Origin of the sequence: Micromonospora craniellae (genome assembly GCF_014764405.1) — a bacterium.
GTDB lineage: Bacteria > Actinomycetota > Actinomycetes > Mycobacteriales > Micromonosporaceae > Micromonospora > Micromonospora craniellae.
In genome coordinates this window covers 4,581,682-4,600,683 of sequence record NZ_CP061725.1, presented here as the reverse complement: position 1 = coordinate 4,600,683, position 19,002 = coordinate 4,581,682, and the positions used below count along the sequence as shown (strand labels likewise).

The 19,002-nt window shown below is 71.9% G+C and carries 12 protein-coding genes and 2 pseudogenes; 5 read left to right on the top strand and 9 right to left on the bottom strand.

All coding sequences use genetic code 11. The features are described from left to right. Positions 1-44 precede the first annotated feature (44 nt). Positions 45-5,099, bottom strand: coding sequence for an NAD-glutamate dehydrogenase (locus ID554_RS20925; protein ID WP_117225950.1), 5,055 nt, complete (start codon positions 5,097-5,099; stop codon positions 45-47). A 292-nt stretch (positions 5,100-5,391) separates the two neighbouring features. Here ID554_RS20925 and ID554_RS20920 point away from each other — a divergent pair, with 292 nt between their 5' ends. Then, positions 5,392-7,344 (top strand): penicillin-binding transpeptidase domain-containing protein, encoded by a 1,953-nt coding sequence (locus ID554_RS20920; RefSeq protein WP_117226414.1) that lies wholly within the window; start codon positions 5,392-5,394, stop codon positions 7,342-7,344. Between the two features lie 4 nt (positions 7,345-7,348). Here the strand turns inward: ID554_RS20920 and ID554_RS20915 are convergent, their stop codons facing one another. From ID554_RS20915 to ID554_RS20890, 6 genes are all read right to left on the bottom strand, one after another. Further along, positions 7,349-8,569: an arginase family protein gene (locus tag ID554_RS20915; RefSeq protein ID WP_317985231.1), complete on the bottom strand. Its 1,221-nt coding sequence runs from the start codon at positions 8,567-8,569 to the stop codon at positions 7,349-7,351. A gap of 66 nt (positions 8,570-8,635) precedes the next feature. After that, the gene (locus ID554_RS20910) at positions 8,636-9,550 is read right to left on the bottom strand and encodes a tetratricopeptide repeat protein (protein WP_117225951.1); all 915 of its coding nucleotides are present in this window, start codon (positions 9,548-9,550) and stop codon (positions 8,636-8,638) included. 101 nt (positions 9,551-9,651) lie between these two features. After that, a complete protein-coding gene (locus ID554_RS20905; protein ID WP_117225952.1) occupies positions 9,652-10,362 on the bottom strand; it encodes a methylmalonyl-CoA mutase family protein in 711 nt (236 codons plus the stop codon). A 105-nt stretch (positions 10,363-10,467) separates the two neighbouring features. Continuing rightward, on the bottom strand, positions 10,468-10,872 hold the full coding sequence (locus tag ID554_RS20900; RefSeq protein ID WP_117225953.1) for an Asp23/Gls24 family envelope stress response protein: 405 nt from the start codon (positions 10,870-10,872) through the stop codon (positions 10,468-10,470). Between the two features lie 88 nt (positions 10,873-10,960). Further along, positions 10,961-11,341, bottom strand: coding sequence for a P-loop NTPase family protein (locus ID554_RS20895; RefSeq protein WP_117225954.1), 381 nt, complete (start codon positions 11,339-11,341; stop codon positions 10,961-10,963). Between the two features lie 91 nt (positions 11,342-11,432). After that, the gene (locus ID554_RS20890) at positions 11,433-12,632 is read right to left on the bottom strand and encodes an acetyl-CoA C-acetyltransferase (RefSeq protein ID WP_117225955.1); all 1,200 of its coding nucleotides are present in this window, start codon (positions 12,630-12,632) and stop codon (positions 11,433-11,435) included. Positions 12,633-12,694: 62 nt separating this feature from the next. Here ID554_RS20890 and mce point away from each other — a divergent pair. The 4 genes and pseudogenes from mce to ID554_RS20870 form a co-directional block, all read left to right on the top strand. Continuing rightward, positions 12,695-13,158 (top strand): annotated as a pseudogene (gene mce, locus ID554_RS20885) (methylmalonyl-CoA epimerase). 408 nt (positions 13,159-13,566) lie between these two features. Continuing rightward, positions 13,567-14,835, top strand: coding sequence for a DivIVA domain-containing protein (locus ID554_RS20880; protein ID WP_117225956.1), 1,269 nt, complete (start codon positions 13,567-13,569; stop codon positions 14,833-14,835). A gap of 176 nt (positions 14,836-15,011) precedes the next feature. Further along, entirely contained in the window at positions 15,012-17,348 is a 2,337-nt protein-coding gene (locus ID554_RS20875; RefSeq protein ID WP_117225957.1) for a coiled-coil domain-containing protein, read from the top strand. A gap of 117 nt (positions 17,349-17,465) precedes the next feature. Then, positions 17,466-17,618 (top strand): annotated as a pseudogene (locus ID554_RS20870) (AI-2E family transporter); the annotation flags it as partial. A 100-nt stretch (positions 17,619-17,718) separates the two neighbouring features. On the opposite strand, the gene ID554_RS20865 reads toward ID554_RS20870, so the two are convergent. Next, positions 17,719-18,528, bottom strand: coding sequence for an alpha/beta hydrolase (locus ID554_RS20865; RefSeq protein WP_117225958.1), 810 nt, complete (start codon positions 18,526-18,528; stop codon positions 17,719-17,721). 93 nt (positions 18,529-18,621) lie between these two features. Continuing rightward, a complete protein-coding gene (locus ID554_RS20860; protein WP_117225959.1) occupies positions 18,622-18,948 on the bottom strand; it encodes a hypothetical protein in 327 nt (108 codons plus the stop codon). Between the last annotated feature and the right edge of the window lie 54 nt (positions 18,949-19,002).

Genomic DNA, 19,002 nt, shown 5'->3' with positions numbered 1-19,002 from the left:
CCTTCCTATGCACGAGGCGTTAAGAAGGGGCCCTTCCTTACATGTCAGCTGGCCGAGGAGGTCCGCACCAGGGTACGGATCTGGCGCAGCAGCACCGAGAGCGCGGCCAGGTCGGCGCGGGACTCGTCGAACTCCCCCATCGCCCGCTCGGCGCGGTGGATCGAGGTGGCGTTCGACTGCTCCCACTGCTGTACCCGCTCCGACGGCGGAAGGTCACCCGGCGTGGAGTCGAGCACCTCCCCGGTGAGCGCGGCCAACGCGGCGTACAGGTCGTAGCGCAGCGCCATCCGGGCCAGCGTCTGCCAGCGATCCTCCCGGGGCAGCAGGGAGATCTTCGACAGCAGCGAGTCGACCCGGAACCGGTTCGAGAGCACGAAGTAGACCGAGGCCACCTCGCTCACGTTCCGCCCGCTGCCGGCCCCGGTCTCCACCACGTCCAGCAGGCCGAAGCTGTACATCAGGCGGGTGTTGCGCTCCGCCAGTTCACGCGGCACGCCCCGCTCGGTCATCGAGTCGATGTGCGCCGCGATGCCCTCCCGCTCGGTGCCGTAGAACAGCGTCTCCAGCTTCGGCAGCAGCTCCGACACACCCTCCCGCAGCCGGGCGATCTCCGCCGGCACGTCGAGTGGCGCACGCCGGTTGGTGACCAGCCAGCGCACCGCCCGGTCGAGCAGGCGTCGGGTGTCCAGGTAGGCGCTGGTCTGCAACTCCGGGTCGATGCGGTTGTCCAGGGCCTCGATGGCGTCCCAGACCTCACGCAGCCCGAACACCTCGCGGACCACGACGTACGCCCGGATCACGTCGCTGGCGGTGGCGGCGGTCTCCTCCACCACCCGGTAGACGAACGAGATGCCACCCCGGTTGATCGCCTCGTTGACCAGCACCGTGGTCACGATGTCGCGGCGCAGCCGGTGCCGTGCCATCCGGTCGGCGAACCGCTCCCGCATCGGGGTCGGGAAATAGTTGACCAACACCTCGTTGGTCCACTCCTCGTCGGCCAGCCCCTCGGCGAGAATCTCCTTCTCCAAGACGATCTTCACGTACGCCAGCAGCACCGCGAACTCCGGCGCGGTCAGCCCGGCCTCGGCCCGTACCGCCAGTTCCTCGTCCGGCGGCAGCGCCTCCAACGCCCGGTTCAGCTCGCCGGAGCGCTCCAGGTGGCTGATCATCCGTCGGTGCACCGGCAGCAGCGACGCGGCCTGCGCCTGGGCGTTGTTGATGGCGCGGGCCTGGTCGTAGTTGTCCCGCAGCACCAGCTCGGCGACCTCGTCGGTCATCCGGGCGAGCAGGTCGTCGCGCTCGGGTACGGACAGCTCGCCGTCGGCCACCGCCGTGTTCAGCAGGATCTTGATGTTCACCTCATGGTCGGAGCAGTCCACCCCGGCCGCGTTGTCGATGAAGTCGGTGTACATCCGGCCGCCCGCCTGGGCGTACTCGATCCGGCCCTGCTGGGTGAAGCCCAGGTTGCCGCCCTCGCCGACCACCCGGCAGCGCAGGTTGCGCCCGTCCACCCGGATCGCGTCGTTGGACTTGTCGCCCACCTCCGCGTTGGTCTGGCCGGAGGCCTTGACGTAGGTGCCGATGCCGCCGTTCCAGAACAGGTCGACCGGCGCGGTGACGATCGCCTTCATCAACTCCTGCGGGCTGATCTGCGTCACGTCGTCGGGCAGCCCGAGCACCGCGCGGACCTGCGGCGACACCGGCACCGACTTCGCGGTACGCGGGTAGACGCCGCCGCCGGCGGAGATCAGCTCGGCGTGGTAGTCCTCCCAGGTCGAACGGGACATCTCGAACAACCGCTTGCGCTCGACGAACGAGGTGCCCGCGTCCGGGTTCGGGTCCAGGAAGATGTGCCGGTGGTCGAAGGCGGCCACCAGCCGGATGTGCTCGGAGAGCAGCATCCCGTTGCCGAACACGTCGCCGGACATGTCGCCGACCCCGACCACGGTGAAGTCCTGGCTCTGGGTGTCGTGGCCCAACTCGCGGAAGTGCCGCTTGACCGACTCCCACGCGCCCCGGGCCGTGATGCCCATCTTCTTGTGGTCGTAGCCCGCCGAACCACCGGAGGCGAAGGCGTCGCCCATCCAGAAGTTGTGCGCGACGGAGATCTCGTTGGCGATGTCGGAGAAGGTCGCCGTGCCCTTGTCGGCCGCCACCACCATGTACGGGTCGTCGCTGTCGTGCCGGACGACGTCCTCCGGCGGCACAATCTCACCGGCGACGATGTTGTCGGTGACGTCCAGCAGCGCCGAGATGAACTCCTTGTAGCAGACCACGGCCTCGTCCCGGTCGCCCGGACGCTGCTTGAGCACGAAGCCGCCCTTGGCGCCGACCGGCACGATCACCGCGTTCTTCACCATCTGCGCCTTGACCAGGCCGAGCACCTCGGTGCGGAAGTCCTCGCGCCGGTCGGACCAGCGAAGGCCGCCCCGGGCCACCGGCCCGAACCGCAGGTGCACACCCTCGAAGCGGGGCGAGTAGACGAAGATCTCGAACTTCGGCCGGGGCGCCGGCAGCTCGGGGATGGCCTGCGGGTCGAGCTTGAACGCCACGTACGGCTTGGGGCGTCCGCCGATCGGCTTCTGGTAGAAGCTGGTCCGCAGGGTGGCCTGGATCAGGGTCAGGTACGCCCGCAGGATGCGGTCCTGGTCCAGGCTGGCCACGTCGTCGAGCGCGGCGTCGATCTCGGACACCAGCTCGGCGGCCCGCTGTTCCCGCTGCTCGGCGGTGAGCGTCCCCGGTTCGAACCGGGCCTCGAAGAGCCGCACCAGCAGCGTGGCCATGCCCGGGTACGCGATGAACGTCGACTCCATGTAGTCCTGGGAGAAGACGGTGCCGGTCTGGCGCAGGTACTTTGCGTACGCCCGCAGCACCACCACCTGCCGCCAGGTGAGCCCGGCGCGCAACACCAGCTCGTTGAAGCCGTCCACCTCGGCCTCGCCCCGCCACGCCGCCGCAAAGGCGTTCTCCACGTGCGGGCGTACCTCGGCCAGCTCCTGGTGGCCCTCGGGCAGTCGCAGCCCGAAGTCGTACAGCCAGATCCGGCCGTCGACGCGTTCCACCTCGTACGGGTGCTCGTCGACCACCTTCACGCCGAGCGAGTGCAGCACCGGCAGCACGGCCGAGAGCATCATCGGCTCGCCGTAGCGGTAGACCTTGAACCGGACGTCCATCGAATCGTCGACGTCCGCGGACCGGGCGACCGCGCGCGGCGGCAACTGCTTGCGGAACAGGTGCATCTCGAGCTGGCCGGACTCCTCCAACAGCTCCAGCTTGGCCAGGTCCTTCATCGCCTCGTACGGCGTGTGCCCGTCCTTGTAGCCCTCCGGGAACGCGTCGGCGTACCGGGCGAACAGGTGCTTGGCCTGCTCGTCGCCGAGCTTGCGCTCCAGCACCAGCCGGTAGTCGTCGTCCCACAGCCGGGTGGCGTCGGCCAGCTCCTCGGCGAGCAGGTCGGCGTCGATGTCCCCGGGCGGGCTGCTCGGGTCGGTACGCACGATGAAGTGCACCCGGGCCAGCATCGACTCGGTGACCCGGGTGGTGTAGTCCACCCCGACACCGTTCAGCTCGCGCAGCAGGATGTCCTGCATCCGCAGCCGGTTCTGCGTGGTGAACCGGTCCCGGGGCAGGTAGATCAGGCAGGAGATGAACCGCCCGTACGCGTCCCGGCGCAGGAAGACCCGCAACTGCCGGCGACCCGCCATCCGCAGTACGCCGATCACCGCGTGGTAGAGGTCGTCGGTCTTGATCTGGAACAGCTCGTCGCGCGGGTACGTCTCCAGGATCTGCAACAGGTCCTTGCCGGAGTGGCTGCGCTGGCTCAGTCCGGAGCGGTCCAGCACCTCGGCGACCTTGCGCCGGACCACCGGCAGCTCCTGCACGCTGGTCCGGTACGCGGCGGTGGAGAAGAGGCCGAGGAACCGCCGCTCGCCCACCACCTCGCCGTTGGCGTTGAAGATCTTGAAACCGATGTAGTCCAGGTACGCCGAGCGGTGCACGGTGGCCCGCGAGTTCGCCTTGGTGATGATCAGCAGGCGCTTCTCGGTGACCTTCTCGTGCGCCTCGGGCGTCATCGACGACAGCGCCCGTGCCTCCGGCGAGTCCTGCCGCAGGATGCCCAGCCCGGTGCCGAGCACCGCCTCCAGCGCCGGCCCACCCTCGGTCGAGTTCTGCACCAGCCGGTACTCGCGGTACCCAAGGAAGGTGAAGTGGTCGTGGGCCAGCCAGCGCAGCAGCTCGACCGAGTCGGTGATGTCCTTCTCCGGCACCGGCGGCCGGTTGTCGCTGGTCCGCGCGGCGGCCAGCTCGTCGGCGAGAGCGAGGGCGCACTGCCGCATCTTGGGCCAGTCCTCGACGGCCTCCCGCACGTCGGTGAGCACCCGCTGCAACTCGCGGCGCAGCTTGTCGCGCTCCGCCTCGTCACGGACCGGGTCGATCTCGATCCGCATCCAGCTCTCGACCAGGTCACCGTCGATCGCGTCGTCCGGCTCCACGTCGGCGGCGACCTCGACCAGCCGTCCCAGCGGCTCGCGGCGCACCACCACCAACGGGTGCACCAGCAGGTGCACGTCCAGGTGGTGGCTGTTGAGCAGGGCGGTCACCGAGTCGACCAGGAACGGCATGTCGTCGGTGACGATCTCGACCACGCTGTGGTGCTGCTCCGCGTCGGGCGAGTGGATCCGCAGCTTCAACTCGCCCGGCACCCGCTGCTCGGCGAGCTGGCGGTGGGCACGCGCGGCGTCGAGCATCTCCTCGGCGGTGAAACCGATCAGCTCCTCGTCCGGCGCGAACCGCCAGAACCGTCCCACCAGGGTCGCCGCGTCGTGGTCGTCGCCGGCCAGGGCGACCGCTTGGGCCACCAACCGCTCGGCGTTGGGCACCGGCTCGTCGAGTTCGGCGTCCTCCACGTCGTCCGCCAGCGCCTCTGGTGGCAGGCCCAGGTCGTAGAGGGTGTCGATGCTCGAACCGGTCATCCCGGTCGTTCCTGTGTCGAGTCGGCCGTAGCCGTCTCCGTCGGTCGCCGTGTCGAAGCTGTCGTCCCGGCCGGTGTCAGCCTGCCGGAGGTCGGGTCCCGGTTTGATCGCCGGACGCCGGTCCATTCGGTGCCACTCCCCTCGACCCACCGCGTTGTGGGTCACTCTCGCCGCCCAGCCTAGGCCAGACCGACCGGTCGGCCCGTCGGCGTACCACCAGCCGGACTTCCGGTGCGTGACGTCGTCCTTTCGCACGTTGCGGTACGAGGTTCGGCCGGATCAGGAGTACCCCGCCAGATGTTGTTCATCACACCGGCGCCGCCCCGTCTTTCGGCCGGACGGGGCACGGGCGGGGCAGCCCCGGGTGCCAGGGTGTACTAGCGTGCAGGGCAAGCCCGAACAGGAGGACACCACCCCGATGCACCGCGCGTACCGCAGTCGTCACACCTCGTCACGACTCGCCGTCCTCGCCGCATGCGTGGTGATCTCGGCCACTCTGGTCGCCTGCTCCGGTGAGGACGGCCCGGAGCGCAGCGTCGACGCCTTCCTCGCCGGCTGGCCCACAGGTGATCTCCAGGCGGTCGGTTTCGTCGACCCGACCGGCAGCCGGCTGGCCGCCGCCGATGTCGCACGGGAGATCAAGGAGCTCTCCGGCGAACTGGCTGAGACGCCGCCCAAGCTGAGCCGGCAGGGCAAGCCCACGGTGGAGCAGGACACCGCGACCAGCACGATCCGCGTCGAGTGGACGCTGCCGGGCGATACGACCTGGACGTACGACCGGCCGGTGCGGCTGGTCAAGGGACGTGACGACGACTGGCAGGTGATCTGGGAGCCGCAGGTCCTCGCCGAGCAGCTCACCCGCGGCGACCGCCTCGGCCTGCGGCGCGACCCGGCACCCCGTGCCGGAGTGCTCGACGGTGCCGGTGCGCCGCTGGTGGCCCCGCGCGCGGTCGTCCGGGTCGGGCTGGAGCACCGCGCGGTGACCGACGTGAAGGCCGTCACCCGCGAACTGGACGCGGCGTTCCGGGCGATCCGGCCGGCGATAACCCCACCGGTCGACCTGTCCGGTCTGGCCAAGCGGTTGGACGAGGCGAAGCCGGACGCGTTCGTCGAGGTGGTCACCCTGCGCGACGAGGCGTACCGGCAGATCAGGTCCCGGATCAAGGACCTGCCGGGAGCCGTCTTCTCCACCGACGAGCTGGACCTCGCCCCCACCCGCGAGTTCGCCCGGGCGGTCCTCGGCACGGTCGACCCGGCCCAGGCCGACGACCTGGCCAAGTTCCCCGACCGCTACTCCCCCGGCGACCTGGTCGGGCACGGCGGATTGCAGGGCCGCTGGGACGAACGGCTCCGCGGCGCGCCGGGCCTCACGGTGGTCGTCCGGCGGGCGTCGGCGGGCGGCACGGTGGAATTTACCGGCACCGAACTGTTCCAGCGTGCTCCGCAGCCCGGCGAACCGGTGCGGACCAGCCTCGACGTGGCTACCCAGAACGCGGCCGACCAGGCGCTGCGCGGCGAGCGGCGGCGCTCCGCCCTGGTCGCCGTCCGGATCGGCGACGGCACGGTGCTCGCCGCCGCCAACGGCCCCGGCGCCGCCGGGGAGAACCTGGCCTTCACCGCGCAGGTGCCCCCGGGCTCCACGTTCAAGATGGTCAGCGCGCTCGGGCTGCTGGAACGCGGCGCGGTGACCCCGGACGGGCGGGTCGACTGCCCCAAGACCCAGGTGGTCGACGGCCGGTCGTTCAAGAACGCAGGCGACTTCGCCCTCGGCGAGGTGCCTTTCCGCACCGTCTTCGCCCGGTCCTGCAACACCACGTTCGCCGCCCTGGCACCACAGCTCGGCGGCGACGGGCTGGCCGCCGCCGGCCGGACGCTCGGCCTGGAGGGTCAGTGGACGGTCGGGCTCGACGCCTTCACCGGCAAGGTCTCCGCGAACGGCGGCGCGACCGAGCAGGCCGCCGCCGCGATCGGCCAGGGCACCACCCTGGTCAGCCCGCTGGCCATGGCGGCGGCGACCGCGGCGGTGGCCAAGGGCGGCTTCACCCCGCCGAGGCTGGTGCTCGACCCCGCGCCGGAGGCAGCGGCCGAGCCGGGCCCGGAGCTGAACGCCGAGGCGGTGGCGGCGGTCCGCGAGATGATGCGTGAGGTCGTGACCAGCGGCACCGGCACCGCGTTGGAGGACGCCCCGGGCGGGCCGGTGCACGGCAAGACCGGCACTGCGGAGTACGACGACAACCCGGAGAACACCCACGCCTGGTTCGTCGGCTGGCAGGGTGACGTCGCCTTCGCCGCATTCGTGGAGAAGGGCGGCTCGGGCAGCGGCACCGCCGTGCCGATCGCCGAGCGCTTCCTGCGCGCCCTCTCCCGCTGACCGCTCAGGCGCTCAGGCCGCCCGGCGCGGACATGGTACGGGAGGCGTCACCGGCCGGGTCGACGTCGCCGAACCCGTCCTCGTCGAGGTCGGCGGCGTCCGGTACCGACTCCCCGTCGTCCAGGTCGGCCTCCTCCGCCTCGCCCGGGTGTTCACCGGTCGACGGGCCGACGGCGACCGGTGCCGCCGCGCGCAGGAGCGACCCGGCCGGATCGGGTGCCGGTGGCACGTCGGCCGGATCGATGCCCCGGCGCGGCGCCGGAGCGGGACGCGCGGCCGACTCGGGACGCAGTCGGGGCGGCACCGAGCCGGGCGCGGTGACCGGTCGCAGCCCGGCCACCAGCGTGTTGACGATCTCGGCCGCGTACGCGCCGTCCGGGTCGTAGTCGGGGTCGAAGACGGTCAGCTCGACGCCGAGGCAGTGCGGCGTGTCGACCAGCCCGGCGAGCAGGATCTCCAACTCGGCGAAGGCGATCCCGCCGGGGTCGGGAGCGTCGACCGCCGGCATCACGGCCGGGTCGAGGACGTCCACGTCGACGTGCACCCAGTAACCGGCGCAGTCGGCGAGCTGCTCGTGCGCCCACTGTGCGGTGCGGGCGGCGCCCTCGGCACGCAGCGCCGGTACCGGCCGGGTGAGGATCCCGGCGGCCTGGAGATCCAACCGGTACTCGTCCTGGGCGCGGATGCCGAGCACCACCACGTCGATGTCCCGGAAGTACGGGCGCCGCCCCTCGATGGCGGCCAGGTCGGCCTGGCCCCGACCGGTGACCAGGGCGAGGTCCTCGCCTGCGGCGGCACCCACGTACGAGGCGTTGCCCGGGTGCCGGAAGTCGGAGTGCCCGTCCACGAAGACCAGGCCGATCCGGCCGCCCACCGCCTCGCCGAGCCGATGCATGGCCAGTGCCGAGCCGAGCAGGATCGAGCAGTCGCCGCCCAGGATCACCGGGAACTCGTCCCGGTCGATGATCGCGCCGATCCGGTCGGCCAGTCCCACCGAGTAGTCGGCGATCTCCCGGGCGTGGCACACCCCGTCGCCCGGTCGCCAGTCCCCGGCGTCGTACCGGGGCGGCGTCAGGTGACCGGCGTCGCGAGCCCGCAGCCGGGGCAGCAGACCCTGGTCACGCAGTGCTCCGGGGGCTTTGCCACAGCCCGGCACCGAGGTGGGCGTGGGTGGGCGCAGGCCGAGGTTGCTCGGCGCGTCGAGGACGGCGATCCGGCGAATGATGGGCTCCCGTCCTCCGATGTCGGGCGGGCCGGCAGCACGCCGGCCCGCACTGGCGTGGTCAGTGACTCAGAACAGGGCGCTGGCCAGGGCCCGACGCGCCGACGCGACCGCCGGATCCTCCGGACCGGCGATGGTGAACAGGCCGACCAGGTGCTGGCGTACCTTCTCCCGGTCCTCCCCGGCGGTCCGTCGGACCACCGCGACCAGCCGCTGGTACGCCTGCTCGGCAAGACCGCTGAGCACCTCGATGTCGGCGGCCAGCAGTTGCGCCTCGACGTCGTCGGGGTCGGCCGCGGCGGCGGCGAGCGCCGCCTGCGGGTCCGTACCGGCCACCCGACGGGCGAGCCCGACCTGGGCCAGCCCGGCCTCCGCCGCCGCGTCCGCCGGGGTCTCCGCCAGGATCTTGCGGTACGCCCGCTCGGCGGCATCCAGATCGCCGCTCATCAGGGCGTCGTCCGCCTCGTCCAGGCGCGGGTCCTCCGGCTCGGCCACGGTCACCCCGCCGGCCTTGAGCACCGCCTGGATCCACTGGCGCAACTGTGCCTCGGGCACCACTCCGGAGAAGGCGTCGACCGGCTGCCCGCCGACCACCGCGTACACCATCGGGATGCCCTGCACCCGGAACATCTGGGCCAGTCGCGGGTTGGCGTCCACGTCGACCTTGGCGAGCACCCAGGCGCCGGCGCCCTCCGCCGCCAGTCGTTCCAGCACAGGGGAGAGCTGCTTGCAGGGTTCGCACCACTCGGCCCAGAAGTCCACCACCACAGGTGTGGTCAGCGAGCGCTCCAGGACCTCGGACTGGAAGGTCGCCTCCGTCACGTCAATGACGGTGACGCCGCCGACGACGGGGTTGCCGGGCGCGGCGGCGGGCGGGCCGGACTGGGCCGGTGCCGGGGTGGGGCTGGGCGCGGCGGGGCGCAACGCGCTGAGGTCGACCGCGCCGCGGGTGAAGATCGACGAGGTGATCCGTGGGTCGCTCATGGTTACCTAGTCTCGCACGCGATCTGCCGAACCCAGGTGCACCCGCCGCCCGCGCAGTTGCCACTGTCACCGCTGCCCAACCACCCCGGCGGAGGGAGGGGTCAGAACCGGGCGGGCTCGCGGTAAACGCCCCATTCCGCGCGCAACGCGTCGCAGATCTCGCCGAGCGTCGCCTCGGCCCGGACGGCGTCCAGCATCGCCGGGATCATGTTCTCCCCGGTACGGCTCACCGCCACCATCGCCTCGACCGCCGCCCGGGCCCGGGCGGCGTCCCGGACGGTCTTGCGCTCGGCCAGCAACCGGCGCTGCTCCAGCTCCACCTCGTGCGAGATGCGCAGGATCTCCAGCTCCTTGGCGACCGTGCCGGTGTGGCAGTTGACGCCGACGATCTTCTTGTCGCCCTTCTCCAGCGCCTGCTGGTAGACGAACGCCGACTCGGCGATCTGGCCGGTGAACCAGCCGTCCTCGATACCGCGCAGGATGCCGGAGGTCATCGGGCCGATGGTGTGCGGGCCCTCGCCGAGGATCATCTTGTAGCGCTCGTTGGTCTGCCGGGCGTTGCCGAACCCGGCGAACTGCCGGATGGTCCAGGTCCGCCCGCGGTAGCCGGTCGGGTACAGGCCCCGGGTGTACGGGAACTCGCCCGGCCAGCCGATCCGGTCGAAGCCCGGGTACGCTGCGCCCCTCGGGGGCCCGTAGACCGGCTCGACGGGCATCCCGTAGAGCGTGGTGAAGTCCGCGTCCCGCTTGCGTGCGGCGTCGTAGCGGGCCTGCCAGCGGGCCCGTCCGGCAGCGATCTCGTCGGCGTTCATCTCCCGGGCTCCTCCTCGAGTCCTCGACTGCACGTCGAGTGTAGAGCCCTACCTGAACGATCGCTAAGGATACTCGTACCGGCCGGTAATGCCGGCCCGCTCGGGTCAGGCCGCGGGACCACCGATGGCGACGTCGTCCACCCGGATGTTGATCTCGTCGACCCGCAGCCCGTACGCCTCGATCGCCTGGGTCACCCCGGTCCGCACCGCCGAGGTCACCTCGGGCACCGCGTGCCCGGCGTCGATCACGATCACCAGGTTGACCACCGCCGCGCCGTTGGTGACGTGCGCCGAGCACCCGCGCCGGGCGTCACCCACCTGGTCCAGCCCGACCCGGTCGAGCACCGCGTTAAAGAACCGGGCGATGTCACCGCCCAACTCGACCACGCCGGGGACGGCCTTTGCCGCGGCCACCGCGATCTTCTCCACCACCTCGTCCGAGATGTCGGTACGACCACCCGCCACCGCGTCCGGCGTCATCGGCAACTCCTGCGTCATCTCGTGGTCCATCTCTCTCCGGCAGCCGTCACACCATCCCACGCGCTCTGCGAAGGCGGTGCGAGCGTAACCGCCCGAGACGGTCCGCAGTGGACTACGTTCAGCCGGAGAGCTGGGCCAGCAAGGTGTCCGCAGCGGCGTACGGATCGATCGCACCGGCGGCGACCTCGGCGGCGAGCGCCGGCAACTGCGTACCGCCGCGCAGCGCACCGAGCGCGATCGCCTCGATCTCGGCCTGCCCGACACCGACCGTCTCCACCAGCACCACGTCGCAGCCGGCGCCCTCCAGCACCCGCACCGCCTGCGGGGCGAGCGCCGCCGCGACACGCGGTAGCGTCTCGTCGCCCGACTCGACCAGGGTGATCAGCCGGGCAACCGCCCGGGGATCACCCTCGCGAGCCCGCTCGACCAGCATCGGTACGTCCCGACTGCGCCGCACCGAACCGGTCGCGGCCGGCGCGCTCCCCCTCGCCTCGCTCATGCAGCCGCCCTCACCCGCGACGCTCGGCGGCTCCGTGCGCCGCGCGTCGTTCGCGGCTGCCCGTCCCGCAGGGTCGGCTCGCTCGTCGTACTCACAGTTCGGTTTCGGCAGCGCCGGGAACGTGGATGATCAACGCGTCGCCCTGGCCGCCGCCGCCGCAGAGCGCCGCCGCGCCGGTGCCGCCGCCGCGCCGCTTGAGCTCCATCGCCAGGGTCAGCACCAGCCGGGCACCGGACATGCCGATCGGGTGCCCCAGTGCGATCGCGCCGCCGTTCACGTTGACCTTGGCCGGGCTGATCCCGAGGTCACGGGTGGACTGGATGCCGACCTGGGCGAACGCCTCGTTGACCTCGATCAGGTCGAGATCCGAGACGCTCAGGCCCGCCTTGCGCAGCGCGTGCTGGACGGCGTTGGCCGGCTGCGAGTGCAGGGAGTTGTCCGGGCCCGCCACGTTGCCGTGCGCGCCCACCTCGGCCAGCCAGGTCAGCCCGAGCTCCTTGGCCTTCGCCTTGCTCATCACGACCACCGCGGCGGCGCCGTCGGAGATCGGCGACGAACTGCCCGCGGTGATGGTGCCGTCCGTGGCGAAGGCCGGACGGAGCTTGGCCAACGTCTCGGCGGTGGTGTCCGGCCGGATGCCCTCGTCCTCGCTGATCACCAGCGGGTCGCCCTTGCGCTGCGGGATGACCACCGGAGTGATCTCGTCGGCGAAGTGGCCGTTCTTCTGCGCCGCGGCGGCCCGCTGGTGGCTGGCCGCGGCGAAGGCGTCCTGCTCCGCGCGGCTGATCCCCCGGGTGGCGCCGTGCCGCTCGGTGGACTCGCCCATCGAGCAGCAGTCCCAGGCGTCGGTCAGCCCGTCCAGCGCCATGTGGTCCTTGACCACCACGTCGCCGTACTTGTAGCCACCCCGCTGACCGAGCAGCAGGTGCGGGGCGTTGGTCATCGACTCCATGCCGCCGGCCACCACCACGTCGAACTCGCCGGCCCGGATCAACTGGTCGGCCAGGGCGATCGCGTCCAGCCCGGAGAGGCAGACCTTGTTGATGGTCAGCGCGGGCACCGACATCGGGATGCCCGCCGCCACCGCCGCCTGGCGGGCCGGTATCTGCCCGGTGCCGGCCTGGAGCACCTGCCCCATGATCACGTACTGGACCTGGTCGGGGGCCACGCCGGCACGTTCCAGTGCCGCGGAGATGGCGATACCGCCCAGTTTCGTCGCCGGTAGGTCCTTCAGGTTGCCCAGCAGACGCCCCATCGGGGTCCGTGCGCCGCTGACGATCACCGAAGCCATGACTGCCTCCGAGGGGGGTCCCGACCTGTACGCCTTAACTATCGTTCGGCCAGACTAACGTCATGCCTGAGAACTCCCCCGTCGAGCCCGCTGCCGACTATGTCACAGACATCGGTCTACGCCGCATCGACCATGTCGGGATCGCGGTCGCCGACCTCGACGCAGCGATCGACTTCTACGAACGGACCTTCGGCATGCGTTGCGTGCACACCGAGGTCAACGCCGAGCAGGGGTCCGCGAGGCGATGCTGACGGTCGGGCCGACCGCCGAGGGCGGCTGCGTGCAACTGCTCGCCCCGCTGACTTCGGAGTCGACCATCGGGAAGTTCCTCGACCGCAACGGCCCGGGCGTGCAGCAGGTCGCGTACACCGTTGCGGACATCGACGTGGCCTGCGCGGCGCTGCGCGAGCGCGGCGTACGGCTGCTGTACGAGACGCCCCGACGTGGCACCGCCGATTCGCGGATCAACTTCGTCCACCCCAAGGACGCCGGCGGCGTCCTGATCGAACTCGTCCAACCCGCCTGATGTGCAAGGAAGGGTCTCCTGCTAACGCCTCGTGCATAGCAGGGGACCCTTCCTAACACCGAGCCCGCCGGTACGACGCGGACGGCGGACGGGCACGGCGGGCTGGGCACGGTGGCCACCGGCCGCCGCTGGCCTCACGGACGAGGCTCCGGTGGCCATTCGGTGAACCGCCTTTGGCTTTCCCAGAGGCGAGCCGACACCCATTCGAGTGATCTGGGGCGGCCGGAAACATAGGACGCAGCGCCCCTTTTCCGCGTCACGCTGCGTGCCATCGCGCCCGCCTCGGAGCTGGCAAGATCGCCACTTCCCCGGGCGGTCCGGCGCGTGATCGAGTTGACCATGAAATGAGGACGGCAAAGGGCGGCACGCTCTTGCGAAGCACCCCGGGGGGTCTGCCAGTATGTCCCAATGCCCCAGCAGCAGTCCTCCCCTCTCGCGTTCTTCGATAACGCGAACTCGCAGCCCGATTTCACGGTTGGCCTGCGCGGATACAACACCGGTCAGGTCGATGACTTCATCGGCCGGCTGAACGCCGCCCTGAGCCAGGCCAACAAGGACCGCGCCGACGCCGAGCAGGCGCTCAACGACGCCCAGCGCCGGCTCCGGCAGTCCGAGCAGCGGCTCACCGCCCTGGAGCAGAAGCTCACCGACACCAGCAAGCAGCTGGAGGAGAACAGCCGCCCGACGCTGTCCGGACTCGGCACGCGGGTCGAGCAGATCCTCCGGCTCGCCGAGGAGCAGGCCAACGACCACCGCAACGAGGCCAAGCGCGAGTCGGAGGGCATCCTCTCCGCCGCCCGCCTCGAGGCGCGGGAGATCACCGACAAGGCCCGCGCCGAGGCCGCGGCGATGAAGGCCAGCGCCGAGCGGGAGGCGGGCAACGTCCGCACCGCCGCCGAGCGCGAGGCGGCCGAGGCACGGGTGCAGGCCCGCCGGGAGGCCGACACGCTGCGCGCCGACGCGGATCGGGAGACCAAGCAGCTGCGTACGGTGACCGCGCACGAGGTCGCCGAGCTGAAGTCGACCGTCGAACGGGAGGTGGCCACCCTGCGGGCCACCGCCGAGCGGGAGATCACCCAGCAGCGGGCCAAGGCCGCCCGCGAGGCCGAGGAAAAGCGCGCCGAGGCGACCAAGCTGCTCACCGACGCCCGGGACAAGCGCGACAAGGACCTTCAGGCTCTGGAGCTGCAGCTCGCCGAGCGGCGGGAAAAGGCCGAGCGCGAGGAGTCGGAGCGGCACGCCGCCCAGGTCGCACAGACCCAGAAGCTGGTCGGCGAGGCCGAGCAGCGGGCCCGGGCCGCGCAGGAGCGGGCCAAGGAGATCGAGCAGCGCGCCGAGGCCCGCCGGGTCGAGTCGGAGCGCAACGCCACCGAGACGATCGAGAAGGCCAAGGCGCTCTCCGACCGGACTCTGAACGAGGCCCGCGCCGAGTCGCAGCGCCTGCTCAACGAGGCTCGCACCGAGGCCGAGCTGACCACGCAGGCGGCCCGCCGCGAGGTCGAGGACCTCACCCGGCAGAAGGACGCGGTCACCTCGCAGCTCGGGCAGATGCTCTCCGGTCTGGCCGGCATCGTGCCGGGCGTACCGAACGCGAACGCCGCTGCGGCGGCGGACAAGCCGGCGGCCAAGAAGGCCGACGAGGCCGACGACAAGGTCGCTGCGGAGACCACCAGCTGATCCGGCGGATCGGGGCATGATCCACGGCGCGGGGTGACACCGGGTGACGGTGCCACCCCGCGCCGCCCTGCATTCGCGGGACGTGCCGGCAAGCGCCCGCCCGGGCACGTGAAGTAGCTCCCAACAGGGGCGTCCGTATCGCCCCAGGAGGGGCCGTTGCGTGTGAGGATGGGAGCATGTCGCACGGCGAGGAACTGTTCGCCCTCGGCGGGGACGTGACCACGGAGCCAAGCTTCGAGTCCGCCCTGCGAGGGTACGAGAAACGGCAGGTCGACCGGTACGTCGCTCGTGCGGAGCACGAGATCGCGGCGTTGGCGGCCGAACGGGAACAGGCCTACACCCAGATCCACAAGCTGGCCGGTCAGGTCGAGGTGCTCCAGCGCGACCTCGCGCAGGTCCGCAAACAGGTCGGCGTGGTCGACCGCGCCGCGTTCCGCCATCTCGGCCCCCGGGTGGAGCAGATCCTCGCCCTGGCCGAGGAGCAGGCCGAGGACATTCTCTGTGCCGCCCACGAGGAGATCGAGGCACGCCGGGCCACGGCCGAGCACATCATCGACGAGGCGCGCACGGAGGCCGCCAAGGCGCTCAAGGACTTCGAGATCGCCCTGGCCACCCGCCGGTCCGAGGAGGAGCGGCAGGCCGCCGCACGCAAGGCGGAGTCCGAGGCCGCCGCCCGGGCCGCCCGCGAGGAGGCCGCCCGGCTACGCAAGACCGCCCAGGAGGCGTTGGCCAAGGCCGAGCAGGAGGCCACCCAGCTCCGCGACGCCGCCAAGGAGATCCACACCCGGGCCCAGCAGGAGGCGGCCAAGCTCCGGGAGGCGGCCCGCGAGGTGCACGCCACCGCCCAGCAGGAGGCCACCCAGCTCCGCGACGCGGCCAAGGAGGTGCACGCCAAAGCGCAGCAGGAGGCCAAACGCCTGGTCGACCAGGCCACCGAGGCGGGTCGCGCCACGCATGCCAAGGCGCAGCAGGAGGCCAAGCAGATCATCGACGACGCCGCCGCGGCTGGCCGCGCCACGCGCGACAAGACCCGCCAGGAGGCCGAGCGGCTGACCGCGCAGACCACCGAGGCCGCCCGCCGCACCCGCGCGGAGACCGAGGCGTACGCGCAGCGCATGCGCACCGAGACCGAGGCGTACGTGCAGCACGCCCGCACCCAGGCACAGCAGGAACTGGGTGCCTGGCGAGCCGGGGTGGAGCAGGAGGTCAACGGCCGGCGGGAGGCGGCGGACCGGGAACTGACCGAACGCCGGACGAACGCCGAACGCGAGTTCACCGGCCGCCGCGAGGAGCTGGAAAAGCAGTTCAAGACCCGCAACGCCGAGCTGGACGAGCAGGTGCGGGCCCGTACCGCCGAGCTGGAGTCGGGTTTCGAGACCCGCAGCGCCGAACTCGAGTCGGAGTACTCCACGCGCAGGAACGAGATCGAGCAGGGTGCCGACGCGATCCGCGAGGCCGCCGAGCAGGAGGCCGCCACGGTTCGCGCCGAGGCCGAGGAGCGGGCCACCGCGCTGCTCCGTGACGCCGGGACCGAGGCGGCCGACAAACGCCGGGAAGCCGACGAGTACGCCACCACCACTCGTCGGGATGCCGACGAGCACGTCACCAACACCCGCCGCGAGGCCGACGAGTACGTCGCCTCCTCCCGCCGGCAGTTCGAGGAGTACGCCGCCACCACCCAGCAGCACCTGGCGACCACGCAACAGCACCTGGCCGCGACACAGCAGGAGGCTGCGGCGGGCCGTCAGCAGCTCGCCCAGGTGATGCTGGAGATCGCCAAGGCCCAGCAGCAGCTCGCCGACCTTCGTCAGGAGACCTGGAAGTCCCGGCAGGAGTCGGACGATCTCCAGCGCAAGCTGCTCGACCTGCGGCTGACGGCATCGACCGGCCCCGACGGTGTGGGCGTCCCCGCCGGGGTGGCCGCATCCGCCCCGGCGGCCCGCGCAGTGGCCGGCTCTGCCACGGCCGGCTCTCCCACGGCCGGCTCTGCCACGGCCGGCTCTGCCACGGCCGGCTCTGCCACGGCCGGCTCTGCCACGGCCGGCTCTGCCACGATGCCGGCCGCCGTCAACGGCAGCCGCCCGAGCAACGGCGTCATCGGTGCGGCGAGCGGACCAGGTGGCGCGGCCGACATCGCCAGCAGGCCCGGCGCCGAGCCCACGACCGCAGACGACGACAGCCCGGCGACGAAGCCGGCGACCACGGGCGACGACAGCCCGGCGGTAATGCCGACGACCGCGGACGACGGCGGGCCGGCGACGAAGCCGGTCGCGGAGCCGGTCACCACGGTCGAGGACGCGACGGCGAGGCCGGCCACCGAACCGACCTCCGTCGACGGCAGCACGGCGAGCGCCGGTGTGGACGGCGAGCCGACGGTGGCAGCCGTGCCCGGTGCGGGTGGTCGGGGCGCCACCCCGACGAAGATCACCAGTACCGGCGAGAACGGCAAGCGACCGACCAAGCCGACCACCGACGAGCGCAGCGCCAAGCCGAGCAAGGTCACCTCGGACTGAGCCGATCGCACGGTCTCCGGTGCCCGGCACTCAGCGTGAGCCGGGCACCGGTACCACTGACTGCACATCGACTCCCTCGCCGAGCGAGCGCACGGCGGTGACGTCGAACGCCGACCCCTGCGTCGGTCGGTGCACGTCAACGAGGTGGCCGCGCTGGTCGCCGCACTCCTCGGGGTGTCCCTGATCGGCGCGCTGACCGCCATCCCGACGGTCGCCGCGATCCAGCTCATCCTGCGCGAGGTGGTGATCCCCCGCCAGGACCGCCGCTGACCGGCAACCGGGTGGTCGCCGCAGGAGCAACCGACCCCGGCCGAGACCAGGAAACCCTGGAAGCGGGGAATCGTGGAGCGGCCGACGGGTCGGGCGGGGCTCAGTCGGCCCGACGCTGCTCCGGGCCGGGAACCGGGGTGTCGGCGAAGGCGGCCACCGTGCGGTCGGCGTACGCGCTGGCGTCGCCGGTCTCCATCGGGCCGTCCCAGGTCGTCGGCAGCGGCACCGGCACCGCCGGGTTGACCCGCCGGACCACCTCGTCCAGCACCGTCTCGGCGTCCCCGACCCACAGGTGCTTCGCCCCAGGTACCCCGACGACCTCGGCCTGCGGCACTGCGGCGAACCGCTCGCGGGCCTGCTCGGGACGTAGGTAGTCGTCGAACTCCGGCACCAGGGCGGTCAGCGGTCGGCCCGAGGAAGCCCAGTGGTCCAGGTCGCCCGCCTCGGAGAAGCGCAGCGGCGGGGAGAGCAGGATCGCGCCGGACACGGCCGGGTCTCCGCCGTACTTGAGCACCAGGTCGGTGCCGAACGACCAGCCCAGCAGCCAGATGTTCGGCAGCTCGTGGAACTCGGCGTACTCGATGGCGGCGGCTACGTCGTACCGCTCGCCGACGGCCGAGTCGAAGCTGCCCTCGCTGGTGCCGCGTACGCTGCTGGTGCCCCGGGTGTTAAACCGGAGCACGGCCAGGTCGGCCAGCGCGGGCAGCCGCCAGGCGGCCTTGCGGAGCACGTGGCTGTCCATCATCCCGCCGTGGGTGGGCAGCGGGTGCAGGCAGACCAGGGTGGCCGCCGGCTCCCGGTCGGCCGGGCGGGCCAGCTCGCCGACCAGCCGCAGTCCGTCCGCGGTGTGCAGCTCGATGTCGTCCCGGCGACCGGGCAGGATCGACGACGCGCGAATGGGTGCACTCACCCTTCCATCCTCCCGTCCCACCGCGCCGGCCGCGCGGCCAGGTGACAAAGATCGCCGAAGCAGCGGGTACGCGCGACGAGCGCGGGCCGACGTTCAGCGGTGACGAGGGGCGCTCCGGCCGCGCTGGATCCCCGGTGCCCGCCGGTCCCGGGCGCGCCAGCAGCCGGTGTGCCAGTGCCGCCGGTCGGTCAGGTCGCCCCGGTCGTCGGCCGGCCAGGCGACCAGATGCGCCACGCCGGGCCGGATCTCCTGGTCGCAGCCGGGGCAGCGGTACGTCTTGGTCGACCCACCGCCGCTGATCGCACGTACCTGCCAGTCGCCGTCCCGCCACTGCTGCACCGAGGCGACTCCGTGCCGGGCGCGTTCGGCGTCCAGACGCGTGTCGTCGTCACGGCGGGGACGGTTGCGACGAGGGCTCACGTCACCCAGCGTAAGGCCGGATGGCACCGCGCTTCCCGCCGGCCGGCCCGCGTT